This window comes from Pseudoleptotrichia goodfellowii (assembly GCF_007990505.1).
Lineage (GTDB): Bacteria > Fusobacteriota > Fusobacteriia > Fusobacteriales > Leptotrichiaceae > Pseudoleptotrichia > Pseudoleptotrichia goodfellowii.
In genome coordinates, this window is record NZ_AP019822.1 from 2,063,895 (window position 1) to 2,080,418 (window position 16,524).

15 protein-coding genes are annotated in these 16,524 nt (G+C 31.9%); all 15 read right to left on the reverse strand.

All coding sequences use genetic code 11. From position 1 onward, the window contains the following. Positions 1 to 171: 171 nt before the first annotated feature. On the reverse strand, positions 172 to 1,692 hold the full coding sequence (locus tag FVE72_RS10000) for a YifB family Mg chelatase-like AAA ATPase (protein ID WP_026738216.1): 1,521 nt from the start codon (positions 1,690 to 1,692) through the stop codon (positions 172 to 174). 254 nt (positions 1,693 to 1,946) lie between these two features. Further along, positions 1,947 to 2,354: a transcription antitermination factor NusB gene (nusB, locus tag FVE72_RS10005; RefSeq protein ID WP_026738217.1), complete on the reverse strand. Its 408-nt coding sequence runs from the start codon at positions 2,352 to 2,354 to the stop codon at positions 1,947 to 1,949. A 37-nt stretch (positions 2,355 to 2,391) separates the two neighbouring features. Beyond that, a complete protein-coding gene (gene amaP, locus FVE72_RS10010; RefSeq protein ID WP_006806938.1) occupies positions 2,392 to 3,045 on the reverse strand; it encodes an alkaline shock response membrane anchor protein AmaP in 654 nt (217 codons plus the stop codon). A 13-nt stretch (positions 3,046 to 3,058) separates the two neighbouring features. Then, a complete protein-coding gene (locus FVE72_RS10015) occupies positions 3,059 to 3,469 on the reverse strand; it encodes an Asp23/Gls24 family envelope stress response protein (RefSeq protein ID WP_006806946.1) in 411 nt (136 codons plus the stop codon). A gap of 52 nt (positions 3,470 to 3,521) precedes the next feature. Then, a complete protein-coding gene (gene accC / locus FVE72_RS10020) occupies positions 3,522 to 4,877 on the reverse strand; it encodes an acetyl-CoA carboxylase biotin carboxylase subunit (protein ID WP_026738218.1) in 1,356 nt (451 codons plus the stop codon). Positions 4,878 to 4,944: 67 nt separating this feature from the next. Next, positions 4,945 to 5,346, reverse strand: a complete 402-nt coding sequence (locus FVE72_RS10025; RefSeq protein WP_006806936.1) for a biotin/lipoyl-containing protein — start codon at positions 5,344 to 5,346, stop codon at positions 4,945 to 4,947. 67 nt (positions 5,347 to 5,413) lie between these two features. Further along, entirely contained in the window at positions 5,414 to 8,869 is a 3,456-nt protein-coding gene (gene dnaE, locus FVE72_RS10030; RefSeq protein WP_026738219.1) for a DNA polymerase III subunit alpha, read from the reverse strand. A 33-nt stretch (positions 8,870 to 8,902) separates the two neighbouring features. After that, positions 8,903 to 9,691 carry a Cof-type HAD-IIB family hydrolase gene (locus FVE72_RS10035; RefSeq protein WP_026738220.1) on the reverse strand — a complete coding sequence of 263 codons (789 nt, stop codon included), beginning with the start codon at positions 9,689 to 9,691 and terminating at the stop codon, positions 8,903 to 8,905. 15 nt (positions 9,692 to 9,706) lie between these two features. Next, complete coding sequence (locus FVE72_RS10040; protein WP_026738221.1) at positions 9,707 to 11,566, reverse strand: DUF4032 domain-containing protein; 1,860 nt, start codon at positions 11,564 to 11,566, stop codon at positions 9,707 to 9,709. Positions 11,567 to 11,587: 21 nt separating this feature from the next. Next, positions 11,588 to 12,193 carry a metallophosphoesterase family protein gene (locus FVE72_RS10045; protein ID WP_309299812.1) on the reverse strand — a complete coding sequence of 202 codons (606 nt, stop codon included), beginning with the start codon at positions 12,191 to 12,193 and terminating at the stop codon, positions 11,588 to 11,590. Beyond that, on the reverse strand, positions 12,190 to 13,332 hold the full coding sequence (locus FVE72_RS10050) for a cysteine desulfurase family protein (protein ID WP_026738223.1): 1,143 nt from the start codon (positions 13,330 to 13,332) through the stop codon (positions 12,190 to 12,192). Before FVE72_RS10050 ends, FVE72_RS10045 begins: the two co-directional genes overlap by 4 nt. Positions 13,333 to 13,400: 68 nt before the next feature. Continuing rightward, positions 13,401 to 14,048 (reverse strand): hypothetical protein, encoded by a 648-nt coding sequence (locus tag FVE72_RS10055; RefSeq protein WP_026738224.1) that lies wholly within the window; start codon positions 14,046 to 14,048, stop codon positions 13,401 to 13,403. 33 nt (positions 14,049 to 14,081) lie between these two features. Next, positions 14,082 to 14,900 carry an energy-coupling factor ABC transporter ATP-binding protein gene (locus FVE72_RS10060; RefSeq protein ID WP_026738225.1) on the reverse strand — a complete coding sequence of 273 codons (819 nt, stop codon included), beginning with the start codon at positions 14,898 to 14,900 and terminating at the stop codon, positions 14,082 to 14,084. A gap of 13 nt (positions 14,901 to 14,913) precedes the next feature. After that, on the reverse strand, positions 14,914 to 15,771 hold the full coding sequence (locus FVE72_RS10065; RefSeq protein ID WP_006806948.1) for an energy-coupling factor ABC transporter ATP-binding protein: 858 nt from the start codon (positions 15,769 to 15,771) through the stop codon (positions 14,914 to 14,916). Next, entirely contained in the window at positions 15,759 to 16,508 is a 750-nt protein-coding gene (locus tag FVE72_RS10070) for an energy-coupling factor transporter transmembrane component T (protein WP_006806944.1), read from the reverse strand. Before FVE72_RS10070 ends, FVE72_RS10065 begins: the two co-directional genes overlap by 13 nt. Between the last annotated feature and the right edge of the window lie 16 nt (positions 16,509 to 16,524).

The following is a 16,524-nucleotide window of genomic DNA, read 5'->3' on the forward strand; positions in this document are numbered from 1 at the left end:
ACCTCAAAATAGTATTTCTTTTTATTATTATACTATTTTTCAGAAAAAACTTCAATTCAATAATTTATAAACTCATATTAAAGTCTAATGTTTTACAGTAAAATAAAGTTATTTCAAGCTGATAAAATTTTGTTCGATAGGTTTTTTCTATCTCTTCAAAAATAAGACAAATTATTTCTTCCTGTAATTCAAAGCCTCCAAAAGATGCTCCGTTTCTATACTTTCCGAATCTTCCAAATCGGCTATAGTTCTCGATATTTTTAATATTTTATCATACATTCTCACCGACAGTTTCAGTTCATCAACCGCCTTTTCAAATACTTCTTTTGTGGCATCATTTATTTTACAGTATTCGGAAATCTGCTTTCTGCTCATTTTAGCATTTAAGAGTTCCGAGCTAAATCTTTTCTTCTGAATATTTCTTGCTTTTATAACTCTTTCTTTTATTTTTTCTGACGGCTCTGATAAAGTATCGCTAAACAGCTCCTCCTTTTTCAGTCTTCTCATTTCCACATATAAATCTATCCTATCCAAAAGAGGTCCCGAAAACTTTTTCTGATAATTTTTTATATCTCTCAAACTGTCTTTACATTGAGGATCGTCGGGAAAGAATCCCCCGGGTGTCGGATTTGATGCGGCTATCATTATATTATTCACAGGGTAAGTCACAATAAGATTTGCTCTCGATATTGTAATGCTCCCGTCTTCAAGAGGTTGTCTTAAAGCCTCAAGAGTTTTTATCCCGAATTCTCCCAACTCGTCCATGAAAAAAACTCCGTTTAAAGCCAATGTTATTTCTCCCACTCTTGTCGATCCGCCTACAAGGGCAGTCTGAGTTGCCGAGTGATGAGGAGCTCTGAATGGTCTTTTCATAATGACAGGCTCCATCGCTGAAAGCATTCCCGATACACTGTATATTTTCGTAGTTTCTATTATTTCTTTTTCGATCATGTCAGGCAAAATCGTTATAAATCTCTTTGCAAGCATAGATTTCCCCGAACCGGGATCTCCCATTAAAAATATATTGTGTCCTCCTGCAGCAGCTATTTCCAGTGCTCTTTTAGCCAAAAACTGTCCCTTTACATCGGAAAAATCCACAATTTCTTTCTGATTTTCTTTATCTTCGGCACTATTTTTACCTGACTTCTCTACATTTTCATACAGTTCTTCTCTACCGATTTTCCCGTTAATAAAGCCAACAGCTTCTTTTATCGTTTTTACAGGGATTATTTCCACTCCTGAAATAAGCTTTGCCTCATTATAGTTTTCTACAGGAATTATAACTCCTTTCATTTCTTTTTCTTTTGCCAGAATCGCAGCATTTATAGCTCCTCTTATAGGCTTTATATTTCCGTTAAGAGATATTTCTCCCAAAATAAGATAATTTTTAAAATTTTCTATATTCGTTATTTTTCCTGTATTTGCAAGTATACCTAAAAATATAGGCAAATCAAAGTGACTTCCTTTTTTCCTTATGTCAGCCGGTGACAAATTTACCAGCACTCTTTTCACAGGAAATTCAAGCCCTATATTTTTAAAACAGCTTCTTATTCTCTCTTTACTTTCAATTATTGCCAGATCTCCCATTCCTACAATATTAAAAATAGGAAGTCCGTTGGATATATCGACTTCCGCTTCCACAATATAAGACTCAATCCCCAAATAACTGCAACTAAGAACACTTATAGCCACATTTCCCCCTTTTTCATTTTAATTTTTATTTAATGTATATAATTTATCATTTTTCGAACTTTTTTGCAAGATATTTTTTTATGAAAATACACTGCATTAAATTTTGTATTGTTTTTTATATGAACTTATTAAATCATCCCTCATAAAAATAAGTCGGCATTATAAATCCGACTCATTTTTATATTTATTCATTTTTCATTATCTCCAACATAACAAATTTTTCTGAAACCTATTCCTGTCTATACGATATTTTTTCATTTTTCGCTATTCTTTTTAACCAACTGTGCCAATATACCGTTTAGAAATTCTTTCGTATCGTCATAAGAATATTTTTTTGCAATTTCCAGAACTTCATTTATCGCTATCTCGTATCCGATATTTTTTATAGTAATTTCATAAAAAGCTATTTTCAGCAAAGCTTTTTCAAGAGTACCCAACCTTTCATAAGTCCAGCCTTCCAGTATACTTTTTATTTCTTCCACCAGAATTTCTTCTTTTTCGACTATTTCCGTGACATAAGATTTTAAAAAATCTATCTGTTCTTCTTTTTTTATTTTATTTTCTTCTATTACTTCATTAATTCTCTTATCAATATCATTATCAATCAACTCTTTTTCAAAAAGAAGTTTAAATATTTCTTCTCTAATCTCCCTACGTGTCATTAAATTACCCTTTCCGAATAGGACTTATTCCAATCAGTTATTCTTTATCTTCAGCTGCTGTAACTTCTGAAACAACCGTTTCCTTTACTTCTTCCGTCGGTTTTTCAATATCGGCTTTTACAACTTTTATTTCTTCCTTAGGTGCTTCTATTATTTTCTTTTCGACTATCGTTTCACCTAAAACTTTTTTCAATTTTACTTTACTTTTCTTCACAGTAATTCCTGTAGAATTTGAAACATATTCCGAAAGTTTTTCCTGTATTTTAAGAAGTTTGTCGCTCAAATTATTTACATTATAAGTGTCGACAACTGCTTCTATAACTACAGCACGTCCTTTCGGATGCGATTTCACTTTGGAATTTTTTATTATTTCCTGAGAACTCAAAAAATCTTTAGCTACTTCATTTATTGTTTTTATACTTACTTCTATTTCTCCCGTTTTCGTCTTAACTTTTTTATTTTGGGAATATTTTGTAAATTTATTTATATACGAAAGTAAAAATATAACCAAATAAAGAATAGCCAGTAATACTAATACTATCTGAACTCTGACACTTCCCAAATTTACCGTATTATCAACTGTAACCAGATAATCGGTTTTCATTATCAAGTCGGATATTCCCGCAAAAGCTGCTCCTGCAAGTCCGATTATTATTGATAATCTTGCTAAAAACGCTAATATTCCTATCATAATTTAACTCCTTTTACTGTTCGCTATCCTCTGTCGCAGTTTCCACAGATGCAGATATTTTCGGAACATCTTCTTCATTAGTATCTTTGACTACTTTCTGTATATAAACATTAACTTCCTGTACTTTCAGTCCTGTCATTTCAGTTATCGCTTTTACTACTTTTGTCTGTATTTCTCCTGCCAATGCCGGAAGCTGATACCCCAATTTTGCAATAATATACAAATCCAAAGTACATTCTGTTTCTCCTACTTCCACATCGATACCTTTATTTACACCTGAAGAAACACTTTGAAAAAATTTTGTTATTTCGTTTTTCGGAGCATTTCCTGCCAAGCTGTATATTCCGTCAATTTCAGTTATCACAGATTCAGCAATAGTCGCCACTACATCCGATGATATACTTATATTTCCTAATTCATTCATTTTATTACCTCCTGTTTTTTCATTAATTCTGATATATAATTAAATTTGTTAATTATTTTCCTAACGAATCTTTAAAATGAGTTTCTATAAAGTTTGTATATATTGTTCCTTTATTAAATTCTTTGTTATCAAGAACTTTCAAGTGAAAAGGTATTGTCGTGTCTACTCCTTCAATTATAAATTCTTTCAAGGCCCTTTTCATTCTTTTTATAGCTTCTTCTCTTGTTTTTCCTTTAACTACAAGTTTTGCAATCATGGAATCATAATAAGGAGGGATTTCGTAATCCTGATAAGAATGAGAATCCACTCTTACTCCTATTCCTCCCGCAGGAATATATTTTTCCAAAGTTCCCGACGAAGGTAAAAATCCGTTTTCCGAATCTTCGGCATTTATTCTGCATTCTATTGCGTGACCGCTTATTTCTATATCTTTTTGACTAAAGCTTAATTTTTCTCCTGCAGCAACTTTAATCTGCTCTTTTATCAGGTCTACTCCTGTTATTTCCTCACTTATTGTATGCTCTACCTGTATTCTCGTATTCATTTCCATAAAATAGAAATTCATATTTTTATCTACAAGAAATTCCAACGTTCCTACACTGTCATATCCTATTCCTTTAGCCAGTTTTGCTGCAAATTTCCCCATTTTTTCTCTTGTTTTAGCATCAATTCCTGCCGAAGGAGCTTCTTCTATGAGTTTTTGGTGTCTTCTTTGAATCGAGCAGTCTCTTTCTCCCAAATGAACTACATTTCCGAACTTATCTCCTATAACCTGTATTTCCACATGTCTCGGCTCTTCAACATATTTTTCTATATAAACATCGGGATTCCCGAAAGCCGCTTTTGCTTCATTTTGTGCAGCTATAAAGTTCTCACTGAGCTCTTTTTCGTCATGAGCTATTCTCATCCCTTTTCCGCCCCCTCCGGCTGTAGCTTTTATCATAACCGGATAAGTTATCCATTCGGCGACTTTTTTAGCTTCGTCCAAGTCGGGAACTATTCCGTCCGAACCTTTAGTTATAGGTACTTTATTTTTTATAGCCGTTTCCCTTGCAGTAGCTTTATCTCCCATCATATTTATAAGCTCAGGCTTAGGTCCTATAAATACTATATTATTCTGTGCACAAATTTTTGCAAAAGAAGCATTTTCCGCTAAAAATCCGTATCCGGGATGGATAGCCTCACTTCCTGTTATTTGTGCTGCAGATATTATATTAGGTATTTTCAAATACGAGTCCGCACTGCTTGCAGGTCCTATACATACTACCTCATCTGCCAGTTTTACATGTAACGAATCGGCATCCGCTTCTGAGTACACTGCAACTGTTTTTATCCCCAATTCTCTCGCTGCTCTTATAATTCTTACTGCAATTTCTCCTCTATTTGCTATTAATATTTTCTTAAACATTGCTCCTCCCAAAATTTGTTTGCTTTCAAAATCCCGTTCAGAGATTGATATAACATCCCGAGAATTTTTATAATAATTCTATTACGAATAAAGGTTTCGCATAATCAACATTGGACTGATCGGAAATCAATATTTCTTTCAGTATACCGTTATGCTGAGATTTAATATCCGTGTCTATCCCGATAGTTCTTATTCTTGCAAGTTTCATTCCTTTATAAACTTCCATTCCTTTTTCAAGTTTTTCCAACAATATCTGTCCGACATTTTTTGATTTTATAACTTCTTCTTTTGCTGAATTTTCTAGTTTTTCAATTACTTCAATTTTTTTAGTTTCATTTTGCGGTATTTCTTTTGAAGAAACTTCGGAATTTGTCAAAACAAGTTTTATTTTTCCGTATTTGACTTTCATTTCAGCCATTTCCTCTTTTTTCAATATCTTCATCAACTCTTTTATATCTCTGAGCTCCATCTCTCCTCCTATGAAGTTTGTCTAAAATCTTTTTACAATTTTAGCACATAGACGTTTTTTTTTCAATCTAACGAATTTTTATTTTTTTTGTTCCTACAAGTTTTATAAGTTCGGTCATAATTTTTTTTGATAAACTCACATCGTATTTACTGCCTAATTTTATTACTTCTTTTTTACTTTCGCCCGTATTCATCGCAAGAAAAATTTGATTATTTCCTTTATTTTTTAAAATAATTTTTTTTAATTCCGACACTTTTTCTTTGCTTTCATCGTCAATCAAAATATATAAATTTAAAAATTTATTTTCCTCAAGGTCGTCAAGCCCGTTAATCATTCCCGCTACTAAAGACAGTTTATTTCCTTCGCTGCGGACATGTCCTTCTATCATAACGGCAGCATCTTCGATTATTTTATATCCGAATTTTATAAAATCTTTAGGAAAACATATAACTTCCATTGCTCCTGTAGCATCTTCCAGTTCAAATTTTGCCATCGGTTCTCCCGATAATTTTGTTACAATCTTATTCAGATTTTTTATAACTCCCATTATTCTTATTTTATCAAATTTACCTGATTTATTTCGGACTTCTGTTTCGGAGATTTTTGTATGCTCTATCATCTCAAAATAATCTTTTTTCTCGTCTAAAGGATGACTCGACACATATATTCCCAAATATTCTCTTTCATTTTTGAGTAGAATGCTTTGAGAATATTCTTCTGTTTTATCCATTTGAAAATCACCGATTTTTTTGCTTTTTCCTCCGAAAAGTATCATTTGCAGATCTTCTTCGGATTCATATTTTTTCTGGCTCCATTCCATTACTTTATTTATCGACTCTGTTTTTTCTTTTCTGTTTCCGTCAAGATTATCCAGACTTCCTGACAAAATAAGAGATTCCAGTTGTTTTTTATTAAGTCCTCTCTGTTTCATCCTGTAAACAAAATCTTCATAGGATACAAAAATCCCGCTTTCTCTTTCTTCCATTATTTCCCGGACAAAGTTTCCGCCTACACCTTTTATGGCAACCAAACCGAATCTTATTCCGCTTTCTTCCACTTTAAAGTCATAATCGGACAGATTTACATCGGGAACGAGTATTTCTATACCTTTTCCTCTTGCCTCGTTTATAAATAAAGACAGCCTTTCAATATTATACATTTCTGTAGTCATTATCGCCGCAAAAAATTCAAGCGGATAATTTGCTTTAAAATAAGCAGTCCAGTAAACAATGAGTGCATAAGCAGCCGAGTGGGATTTGTTAAATCCGTATCCCCCGAATTTGTCTATCAGATTGTATATCCTGTCGGCTTTTTCACGAGAAACATTATTTTCCTGAGCTTTCTTTACAAATTTTTCTCTGTTTTCCTCTATTATCGCAGGTATTTTTTTCCCTATAGCTCTTCTTAACTGATCCGCTTCTCCCAAAGAATATTTAGCCATTTCACTGACTATTTTCATTACCTGTTCCTGATAAAGTATAACTCCGTATGTTTCCTCAAGTATTTCCTTTAAAGACTCATCGGGATATTTTATTTTCGCTTCAGCGTTTTTAGCCGCTATAAAATCCTCAACCATTCCGCTTTGCAAAGGTCCCGGTCGATACAAAGCAAGTAATGCCGTTATATCCTCAAATTTTTCGATTTTAAGTTTTTTCATAAGTTTTCTTATTCCGGGAGATTCACATTGAAATATTCCCAAAGTATCAGCTTCTGTCATAAGTTTATAAGCTTTTTCATTTTCAAGGCTTATATTTTCGGTTCTTAATATTTCTCCTTTGTTTTTTTCTATATTTTCTATCGTTTTTCTTAAAATTGTGAGGTTTTTCAATCCCAAAAAGTCCATTTTAAGAATACCCAATTCTTCCAGTTCTTTCATTTGATACTGTGTGGAAAGTATAGGCGTTTTCCCGTCCGAATAAGTAGGTATTTCTTCGTCAAGCACATCTTTGGATATTACTACTCCCGCAGCATGTACCGATGCGTGTCTCACCCTTCCTTCTATTTTCAGCGAGTAATCTATCATCGTTTTTATTTCGTTGTCGCTGTTATACATTTCCCTTAAACTTCCGACAGAATTTAACGCTTTCTCCAAATCCATATTAAAAGGTATCAGCTTTGCCGCTTTATCGACTTTTTTCAGACTTACATTCAGCACACGTCCTACATCTCTTATGGCTGCTCTTGCCTTAAGTGTTCCGAACGTGATTATGTGAGCTACATATTTATTTCCGTATTTATTCAACACATAATCTATTACGATTTCTCTTTGTTCCTGATCGAAATCTATATCAATATCTGGCATGGAAATTCTCTCAGGATTTAAAAATCTCTCAAAAATGAGATTGTATTTCAAAGGATCTATTTCTGTTATATTGAGAGCATAAGAAACAAGGCTTCCTGCAGCAGATCCTCTTCCAGGACCGACGTACACTCCCGCTTCTTTGGCAAACTTTATAAAATCCCACACAATTATGAAATATCCGTTATATCCCATACTGTTTATTACTTCAAGCTCATAATCAGCTCTTTCAAAAACATCTTTTCTACCTTTCGCAGTCAGTTTTTCTTTTACCCCGTTTTCCTGCTCTTTTATTGTTATTTCGACATTTTCATTCAGATATTTTTTTGCAATTCCTTCATACACAAGCTTTCTTATATAGAAACTTTCGGTAATTCCTTCAGGCAATTCATATTCGGGAAATTTAAACACATCAAATTCAAAATCCGTGTTACAGTTTTCAGCCAAAATTACAGTATTTTTCATTCCCTCGTTAAAAAAATCCTCGTCTTGCAAAAAACTTTCTTTTATCTCGTCAAAAGACTTCAAATACAAGTCATCATAAAATATATCACTCTGAACAGCTTCTATTTTATTTCCTTCTTTTATTGACGACATAATTTTCTGAAGCACCGCTTCTCCCTTATTCGGATAATAAACATCGTTAGTTATTACATATCCTACGGAAGTTTCCTTTATCATTTCTTTAAGAGATTTTCTTACACTTTCCAGTCTTTTCACTGCTGGAACTTCCAAAAAAAAGTTTTCTTTAAAATCTTTTTCCAATTTTACTGCGACTTTTTTGGCTTCAGGATACTTATACTCACTTATTCCTTTTATTATTTCACTGTGTATTCCTCCCGACAAAATATAAAGATCCGAAGAATATTCCAATAATTCCTCATATTTTATTTTATTTCTTCTTCTGTTAAATCTGCTGTATGAAAGCGAAGACAGTTTTGACAAATTTCTGTAGCCTTTTTTATTTTTTGCTAAAAGTGTCAGCGAATATTCCCCTTCGGATACAATACCGTCCAGAAATACCTCCAGTCCTATTACAGGCTTTATTCCGGATTTTATACACTTTTTATAAAATTCGATTACTCCGAACATGGAAGTATCAGTAACGGCAAGAGTTTTTATTCCCATAAACTTTGCTTTTTCAACGTATTCTTCTATTTTACCGACTCCCTCCAGAAGAGAATATTCAGTATGTACTTTTAAATGTACTATTTCATTTCCCATTATATCACCTGTAATTGACTATTTATAGCTTTCTTAAATATCTTTCAGTATATTGTATATTCCGTCCTCTTCATTGGACGATGTTATCCTGTCCTCAGGAAATATGTTTTTCAGTTCCTCTACAGCGTTTCCCATAAGATAACCGTATTTTACAGCCTTTAGCATTTCCAGGTCATTCCACTGATCTCCGAAAGCCATCGCTTCATCAGGGGAAATATCATATTTCTTCAACATTTCGGTTACTGCCAAGCCTTTATTTACATCTTTATTCAGCACTTCCAAATATGTAGGCTGTGAAAACACAAAATTCACATCGGAAAGCTCTTTTTCCAATTCTTTTTTGAGTTCTGTCAATATTTCGGCATCTCCCAAAAAAAGCCCTTTTGTCGAAGTTTTCCCCCGAAATTCGTCAAAATTAATCAAAAAATAAGGTATCCCAACTCTTTTCGCATAACCTGTTCCTTCTTCATCTTCTTCCTCAATGTATAATTCATCGTCATTATAAAGATTCAGGTGTATTCCTTTTTTCCTTGATATATCTATTATTTTTTCAACATTTTCCTTACTTACAGGCTTTTCATAAATCACTTCTTCAGTAACTGGATCTGCAATACGACCTCCGTTATAAGTGATTACAGGTGTTTTTATATCGAGCTCTTTTACAAAAGGATAAGAAGATTTGAAACTTCTCCCTGTAGAAATAAATATTTTTACTCCTTTTTCTTCGAGTTCTTTAAATTTTTCTTTCACATTTTCCGGCACAGTATGATCATTTTTTAAAAGTGTACCGTCCAAATCAGTAAATATTGCTTTTATTTTCATTAATCCTCCTGTTATCTAAATATATATTTTCTCTTTTTCCCGATAATACATCTCCATATCGAGAATATCTATATCCAAATCTATATTTCCGTTATCTTCATCTTTTGCAGTTTCTTTCGTAAAAGAGAGTATATCCGCATAAAAATCAATAAAAGAATATTTCTCTCTATTATAAAAATCTTTTTCTTTGCCCAAATTATTGTTAAATTCGGTCAAAATATCTTTCATTTTATAATCCGCCAAAATATCATCCGATAAGAACATTTTTTTCAAGTCATTTTTTATTTTTTTTAAAAATTTTTTTTCTCCTAAAATATCAAGCATTTCAAACAACTTGGTAAATGTTTCGTATTTTCCCGATTCTCCGTATTTTTTGTATATATTTAAAAATTCCTCGGGCTTTTTAAGATTGTCCAAAAATTCTTCGTATTTTCGATTAATCAAAATTCCTTTTATATCGTAATATCCCTGTTCATTTTTAAAAGACATTATATTCAGGAGATTATCAGCTATAATTTTTTCATATTTTGTTGTTTTACCTTCTTCGACAAGCCTTTTTTCAATCCTGAACAGGTAAAAATACTGATTTTGTATCTTTTCATATAAATAGATAATTTTTTCTTTCTCACTGACAGTATCATCAAAACTTGAAATAATGGGCAAAAAAACCTCTATAATATAGTTTAAAACCGATATTTCAGGATTCTCATTTTCAAAAAAATTTTTACAGCATTTATATTCAAAAATATATCCGAATATTCTATTTTCCTCAAAATATTGTAAATATCTGCTATATTTTTCAGGGAGCTTATCGGCTTTATTGTAAAAATATTCCGTTATTTTTTTATAATTTTCTTCATACCATTTTTCAGGTGTTCCGATTTTCTCAACTTCTTCAAGCAGAACTCTATCATATCGAAAATCTATTCCTGTGAGTTTAAACAGTTTTTCGTTTATTTCCGTTTCTTCAGAAGAATGTATAAGTTCATTATCAATTTTTCTTAATTTTTCACAAGCTGCCAAAGTTTCCTTGTCTTCAAATCTGCACTCATTTGTTAAATTTCTTTTTTCATTAGTCTTGACTCTATTTATAAAATCGACTGTACTTAAAAAATACCCGATATTTTTTCCTATTTTTTCACTCATAAAATATTTATGATCCAGAAGAAACAAAAAAATATCATTAATATTGTTATCCGGAAAATTTTTAAGTATATCATTTTTTTCAATTAATATTTTTACAGGAATAAATATATTTTTATTCCAATTTTCTGCAGCTGTTTTGTAATCGGCATCTTCGTTTTTCTTTTTATGAACAAAATTTACATAACTTTTGATCTCATTTTTCAAATGTTTGTATTTTAAAGGATTGGATAAGATAACATCTTTAATCCCCGTTTCTTTTTCAAAAACCATACTTTCCCTATAAATTATTTCATCAGCTGCGTCTTTTGAAGGAAGAAACTCTTCCACTTCAGCTTCCACAGATACAAAATTTAAAAACTTTGCAACGGATATTCTGTGATTCCCGTCATAAACATAATAGTCATCTTTTATTTTGTATAAAATTACCGGGGGCAGCATACTTTCTGCCATATATCCTGTATATATATTCATCCATCTCTGTTTTACTATATTATTTTTAGGAACAAAATTTTTATCAAAATCCGTATATTTTTCTACGCTTCCTACGATTTTACTTAAAGGAACTTCTTTTATCCCCAAATAAACACTGTTATAAGCATTTTCATTTTTCTGAACTTCTCCGAAAGATTTGAGATTTTCTCTTTTTTTCAATCCCAAAAACCCTTTTGATGATTTCAGAAATTTTTTGTATGCTCCTTCCGCTTCAAATAAATAAATGGAATTATCCATGCTGTTACTCCTTTTACAATACTACTTTTCAACAAAGAATATTCTGTATCCGAACGTGTTGGACACTGTCGTACTCTCGACCTGAGTATCCTGATGCTCCATAAAATTCGGTAAATGTATGTGTCCGTGAATCCAAAGTTTCGGCTTAAAATATTTTATTACTTTATTAAAAATCTTAAATCCGTTATGCACTCCGTCATCTACATCGTGAATACCTTCAGGCGAAGCATGACTTAAAACAATGTCCACTCCTTTTAAGAGATGAAAAATATTTTTGAAAATTTTTATTTTCATTTGATTTTCGGTATATTGATGTTCCTTAAACGAATAAACCTTGCAGCCATCCAGCCCGAGTATTCTCAAGCCTTTATATTTTATAAATTTTCCATCTATAACTTTGGCAAATGTTATAGGAAAATCTTTATGATAAATATGATTTCCGTTTACACAAATAATATCTTTATCCAGTACCGATACAAGATAATCCAGATATCTGTTGGAAACATCTCCTGCAGACATTATAAAATCCACACTTTTAAACCTCTGTTTCAAAAAATCTGGTTCCATATTGCCGAGTATTTCAATATCACTTATACATAGAATCTTATACCTTCTTTTAATAACTATTCGCCTCTTTCTATTTTTACAATTTCTTTTAAATTATCTATAAAATAGTCTATTTCTTCTTTTGTTGTATATTTTCCTGTACTTATTCTGAAAGAGCTTTTAAGCTCTTCTTCAGACAGTCCCATCGCCTTAAGGACATGAGAATTTTCATGAGCTCCCGACATACACGCCGAACCTCCGCTCACATATATTCCTCTTAAATCAAGAGCAATAAGCAAAGTCTGTACATCGCACCCCTCAATGCACACATTCGTAATAGTTTTTATTCTCGGTGCATTTTCTCCGTTTATTTTTAATCTTTCTATTTCATTTTTCAGGCGATTTTCCATATATTTATGAAGTTCCTCATCTTTTCCCTTTTCTTCGTATATTGTCCTGTAAACTTCCTCAAGAGCAGTTCCCAATCCGATTATCCCCTGAATATTTTCAGTTCCCGCTCTCTGATTTCTCTCCTGAGAGCCTCCCCATATTTCTTTTTCCACAAGAAAATTTTTATCCAAAAATATAAAACCGGCTCCTTTAGGTCCGTAAAACTTGTGTGCCGTAGCCGTTAATGCACTTATCCTGACATTTTTAGGAAGTATAATCTCTTTCCCCACAGCCTGAACTGCATCTGTATGAAAAAGAACACTCGTTCCTTCAAGTATTTTTCCTATTTCTTCTATGGGCTGTTTTACTCCGGTTTCATTATTTACATACATTATCGAAACTATAACGGTATCTTTTCTCACAGAATTTTTCAGCTGCTCAATATCAATAACACCGTTTTTATCAACATCTATATAAGTTACTTCATACCCTTCCCTTTCCAGCTGCTGACATGTTTTCAACACGGTAGAATGCTCTATTTTGGAAGTTATAATATGCTTTCCTTTGTATTCATAAGCATTTAGTGCTCCTCTTAAAATGAGATTATTTCCTTCGGCTCCTCCTGATGTGAATATTATCTCATTTGCTTCCGCTCCTAAACATCCTGCTATTATATTCCTTGTTTTTTCTATTATCCCTTTTGCTTTCTGTCCTAATCTGTGTGTCGAAGAGGGATTTGCATAAATTTCTCCGTAAGATTCTGCAATCTTTTCGATAACTTTCGGCATCATTTTGGTCGAAGCCGCATTATCCAAATAAACCTGTTTCAAGTTTTTTCTCCTTTTCTTTCACTTTTCGTGATTTCTCCCTTTAAATCCCTCATTCTTATTCAAAAAATTTATTTAATATTTTGTATATTCATCAAATATTCGTCTTTCAGGTCATTCTTTATTACTTTCAATATTTCCTGATTGTCATTTATGGAGCCGTCTTCAGAAATAAATCTCACAAGATTTTCATCAAAATCAAAATAATATTTAGCTTCCTCAACTTCGGACTTTTCCAAATTAAAATATTCGGTATCTCCGCTTTCTTTTGCTTTCGCTTTAGTCCATCCGATAGGTCTGTTATAAGTCATTTTTTTCTGATAAAGATAATATATTTTACCGTTTTTCACATAAAATTCCTGAATTAATCTGCCTGTTTCCGCAAAATGTTTTACTACAAATTTTCTCAATTCATTGTTTTTAGTACGATAACCTGTATACTCACTTTTACTGTCTTTTCCCAAACCTTTAATTACTTTGACTTTTCTCTTTAAATTCTTATCTTTATCCGTTTTTCTTATTTCTGAGTTTATTTCCTCTATAACTTTTTCCATATCCACATTTACGATATCTTCTTTTTCTACAGCTGTTGTACTTTTATTTTTAGGATTAGGATTTTTTATAGCATAACACGAAACGAAAATCATTGTAAATATAAACATAACTGTTATTTTCATTTTATTTCCTTTTATCGTTCCGATTATTCCTTTTATTTCCATAGGGCATCGCCGCCTTTTCTGTTTATTCTTATACTAATTTTTTTGTTTGATTTTTTCGGAAAATTCTTCTACAAAATCATTTATCGTAAGAATACTCTTATCCATAGACAATTCATTTGCTAAATCACTTATATAAGGGGATTTTATCTTCCCTTGTGACAGCATTTCCGACTCTTTGAAAATATCTTTTTTATTTCCGTCGCCTATTATTTTTTTATTTGCCATAACTACAATTCTTTCAAAGTTATTTACTACAAATTCCATATCATGAGTAATTGTAATTACAGTTTTTCCCTGTTTCATAAGTTCCCGTGTCAGTTCATCAAGTATTTTTATCCCTTTCATATCCTGTCCTGCTGTAGGCTCATCCATAATAATGACTTCCGTTTCCATAGCGATTATCGCCGCAACAGTAACAAATTTTCTTACCGAATAAGGCAAATTATATGGATTTTCTTTTTTATAATCATTCAATCCTGTCATTTCTATTGCTTTTTCAACTACTTTTTTTATTTCACTCTCTGAATATTTGAGCTTTTTCGGTCCGAAAGCAATTTCATCATAGACATTACTGTGAAATATCTGATCCATAGGGTTTTGAAATACATATCCCACTTTTCTGCTCATTTGTGCAGTTGTATAATTTTTCGTATTCCATCCGTCTACAATTACTTGCCCTTTTGAAGGTTTCAGCAATCTGTTCAGCATTTTTACAGTTGTTGTTTTCCCGGCACCGTTTTGCCCTATAATTGCAACCTTCTCCCCTTTTTCTATATTAAGAGAAATATCATCTATTGCCGTAGTCCCGTCAGGATATATAAAACTTACTTTATCAATTTCTATAAAACTCACTTTGTTCCTCCTGTCAGCTTTCAATGATTTTTTTCAGTTCTTTCAAAGTTGCCGCTCTTGTTACCGGTATTTCATCAAATTTTATTTTCTCCGGCATTTTTTCTTCTAATTTATAAGCGAGAACTGCATATTGAGGCATTCCGATCTGTTTTTCAAGCAAAATCGGATTTTTCAATACCTCTTCTGTATCCCCTTTTAGTATAATTTCACCTTCATCAAAAACGATAACTTTTTCGGCATACTCAGCAATAAGTTCAGTTTTATGCTCTACCAGTATTATCGTTTTTCCTTTTTTAGCGAGCATATTTATTATTTTAAATATTTCTTCAGTTCCTTGAGGATCAAGCTGGGAAGTAGGCTCGTCAATCACGAGTATTTCAGGCTCCATAGCTATTATTGATGCCAAAGCCACTTTTTGTCCCTGTCCTCCCGATAATTCATAAGGATTTTTATCTTTCAAATTTTCTATTCCCAACAACTGAAGTATTTCATTCACTTTATCTTTTATATAGCTTACTTCAAATCCCAGATTTTCCAGTCCGAAAGCTATTTCTTCAAAAACAGTTTCTTTTACACCGCTTATCTGAGTAAAAGGATTCTGAAACACAAATCCTATTTTCTGAACAATTTCTTTCTGACTGTATTCAGAAAGTTTTTTATTTTCAAGAGTTATCTCTCCTGATAACTCTCCTTTATAAAAATCGGGAACAAATCCCCTCAGCAAATTGCAAAACGTCGTTTTTCCACTTCCGTTTTTTCCTATAACTGCCCAAAATTCACCTTTTTTTATATCGAGATTTATATTTTTTAATACTTTGTTTTCAGATAAAGGGTATTTATAGTTTATATCTTTCAATTTTAAATATTCCATAGTTTCCTCCAGATAATGCATAAAATAAGGAAAATTATTAATAATATTCTGAATATTCTGTCATAAGAAGTTTTTTCAATATCATACAATCGTGTTTTTTTTGCTCCCGAAGAAAACCCTCTCACTTCTAAAGTTATAGCTCTTTCTTCCGTACCTTCTATAGATGAAAGTATAAGCGGAAAAAATACAGGAATAAAAGCTTTTGCTCTTGTAAAAATATTACTCTCTGTTTCCACTCCTCTTGCTTTTTGAGAATCCATTATAATTTTTGAACGTTTCATTGTTTCCGGTATTATTTGTAAAGTAAGCATTACTACATAAGCAGCTTTGGAGTTTAATCCTGCCTTTTCCAATGAAATAACAAAATCTCTTATTTCTGTTATCTGAAAAAACATTGCGATTGCTGAAACAAAAGCTGTTATTTTTGAAGTAAGATTCACCGCTCTCATAAATCCATCCTTATAAATTGATATAAAACCAAGTTTTATCAATACTTCTTTTCCCGGAATCAAAATACTTTGTATAATAAATATTATTATAAAAAGTAATATCAAACTTCTAAAAACCTGTTTTAAATAGGTATTTAACTTTCCATAAAAATAAACAATTACACCACATATTATAAATATAAAATATGAATATCTGTAATCAGGCACTATAAATGCAGATATTATTAAGACTATTGCCAATAATAAATTTGTAGTCGGATAAAGTTTTTTTGTTATTCTTTTTTCCATTACTATCCTCCGATTT

Excerpts from the sequence above, each read along its gene's own strand:
- nusB (WP_026738217.1), bottom strand. The coding sequence starts at position 2,354 with ATGACACGTAGGGAGATTAGAGAAGAAATATTTAAACTTCTTTTTGAA.
- amaP (WP_006806938.1), bottom strand. The coding sequence starts at position 3,045 with ATGATAGGAATATTAGCGTTTTTAGCAAGATTATCAATAATAATCGGA.
- FVE72_RS10015 (WP_006806946.1), bottom strand. The coding sequence starts at position 3,469 with ATGAATGAATTAGGAAATATAAGTATATCATCGGATGTAGTGGCGACT.
- accC (WP_026738218.1), bottom strand. The coding sequence starts at position 4,877 with ATGTTTAAGAAAATATTAATAGCAAATAGAGGAGAAATTGCAGTAAGA.
- FVE72_RS10025 (WP_006806936.1), bottom strand. The coding sequence starts at position 5,346 with ATGGAGCTCAGAGATATAAAAGAGTTGATGAAGATATTGAAAAAAGAG.
- dnaE (WP_026738219.1), bottom strand. The coding sequence starts at position 8,869 with ATGGGAAATGAAATAGTACATTTAAAAGTACATACTGAATATTCTCTT.
- FVE72_RS10035 (WP_026738220.1), bottom strand. The coding sequence starts at position 9,691 with ATGAAAATAAAAGCAATATTTACTGATTTGGACGGTACACTTTTAAAA.
- FVE72_RS10040 (WP_026738221.1), bottom strand. The coding sequence starts at position 11,566 with ATGGATAATTCCATTTATTTATTTGAAGCGGAAGGAGCATACAAAAAA.
- FVE72_RS10055 (WP_026738224.1), bottom strand. The coding sequence starts at position 14,048 with ATGGAAATAAAAGGAATAATCGGAACGATAAAAGGAAATAAAATGAAA.
- FVE72_RS10065 (WP_006806948.1), bottom strand. The coding sequence starts at position 15,771 with ATGGAATATTTAAAATTGAAAGATATAAACTATAAATACCCTTTATCT.
- FVE72_RS10070 (WP_006806944.1), bottom strand. The coding sequence starts at position 16,508 with ATGGAAAAAAGAATAACAAAAAAACTTTATCCGACTACAAATTTATTA.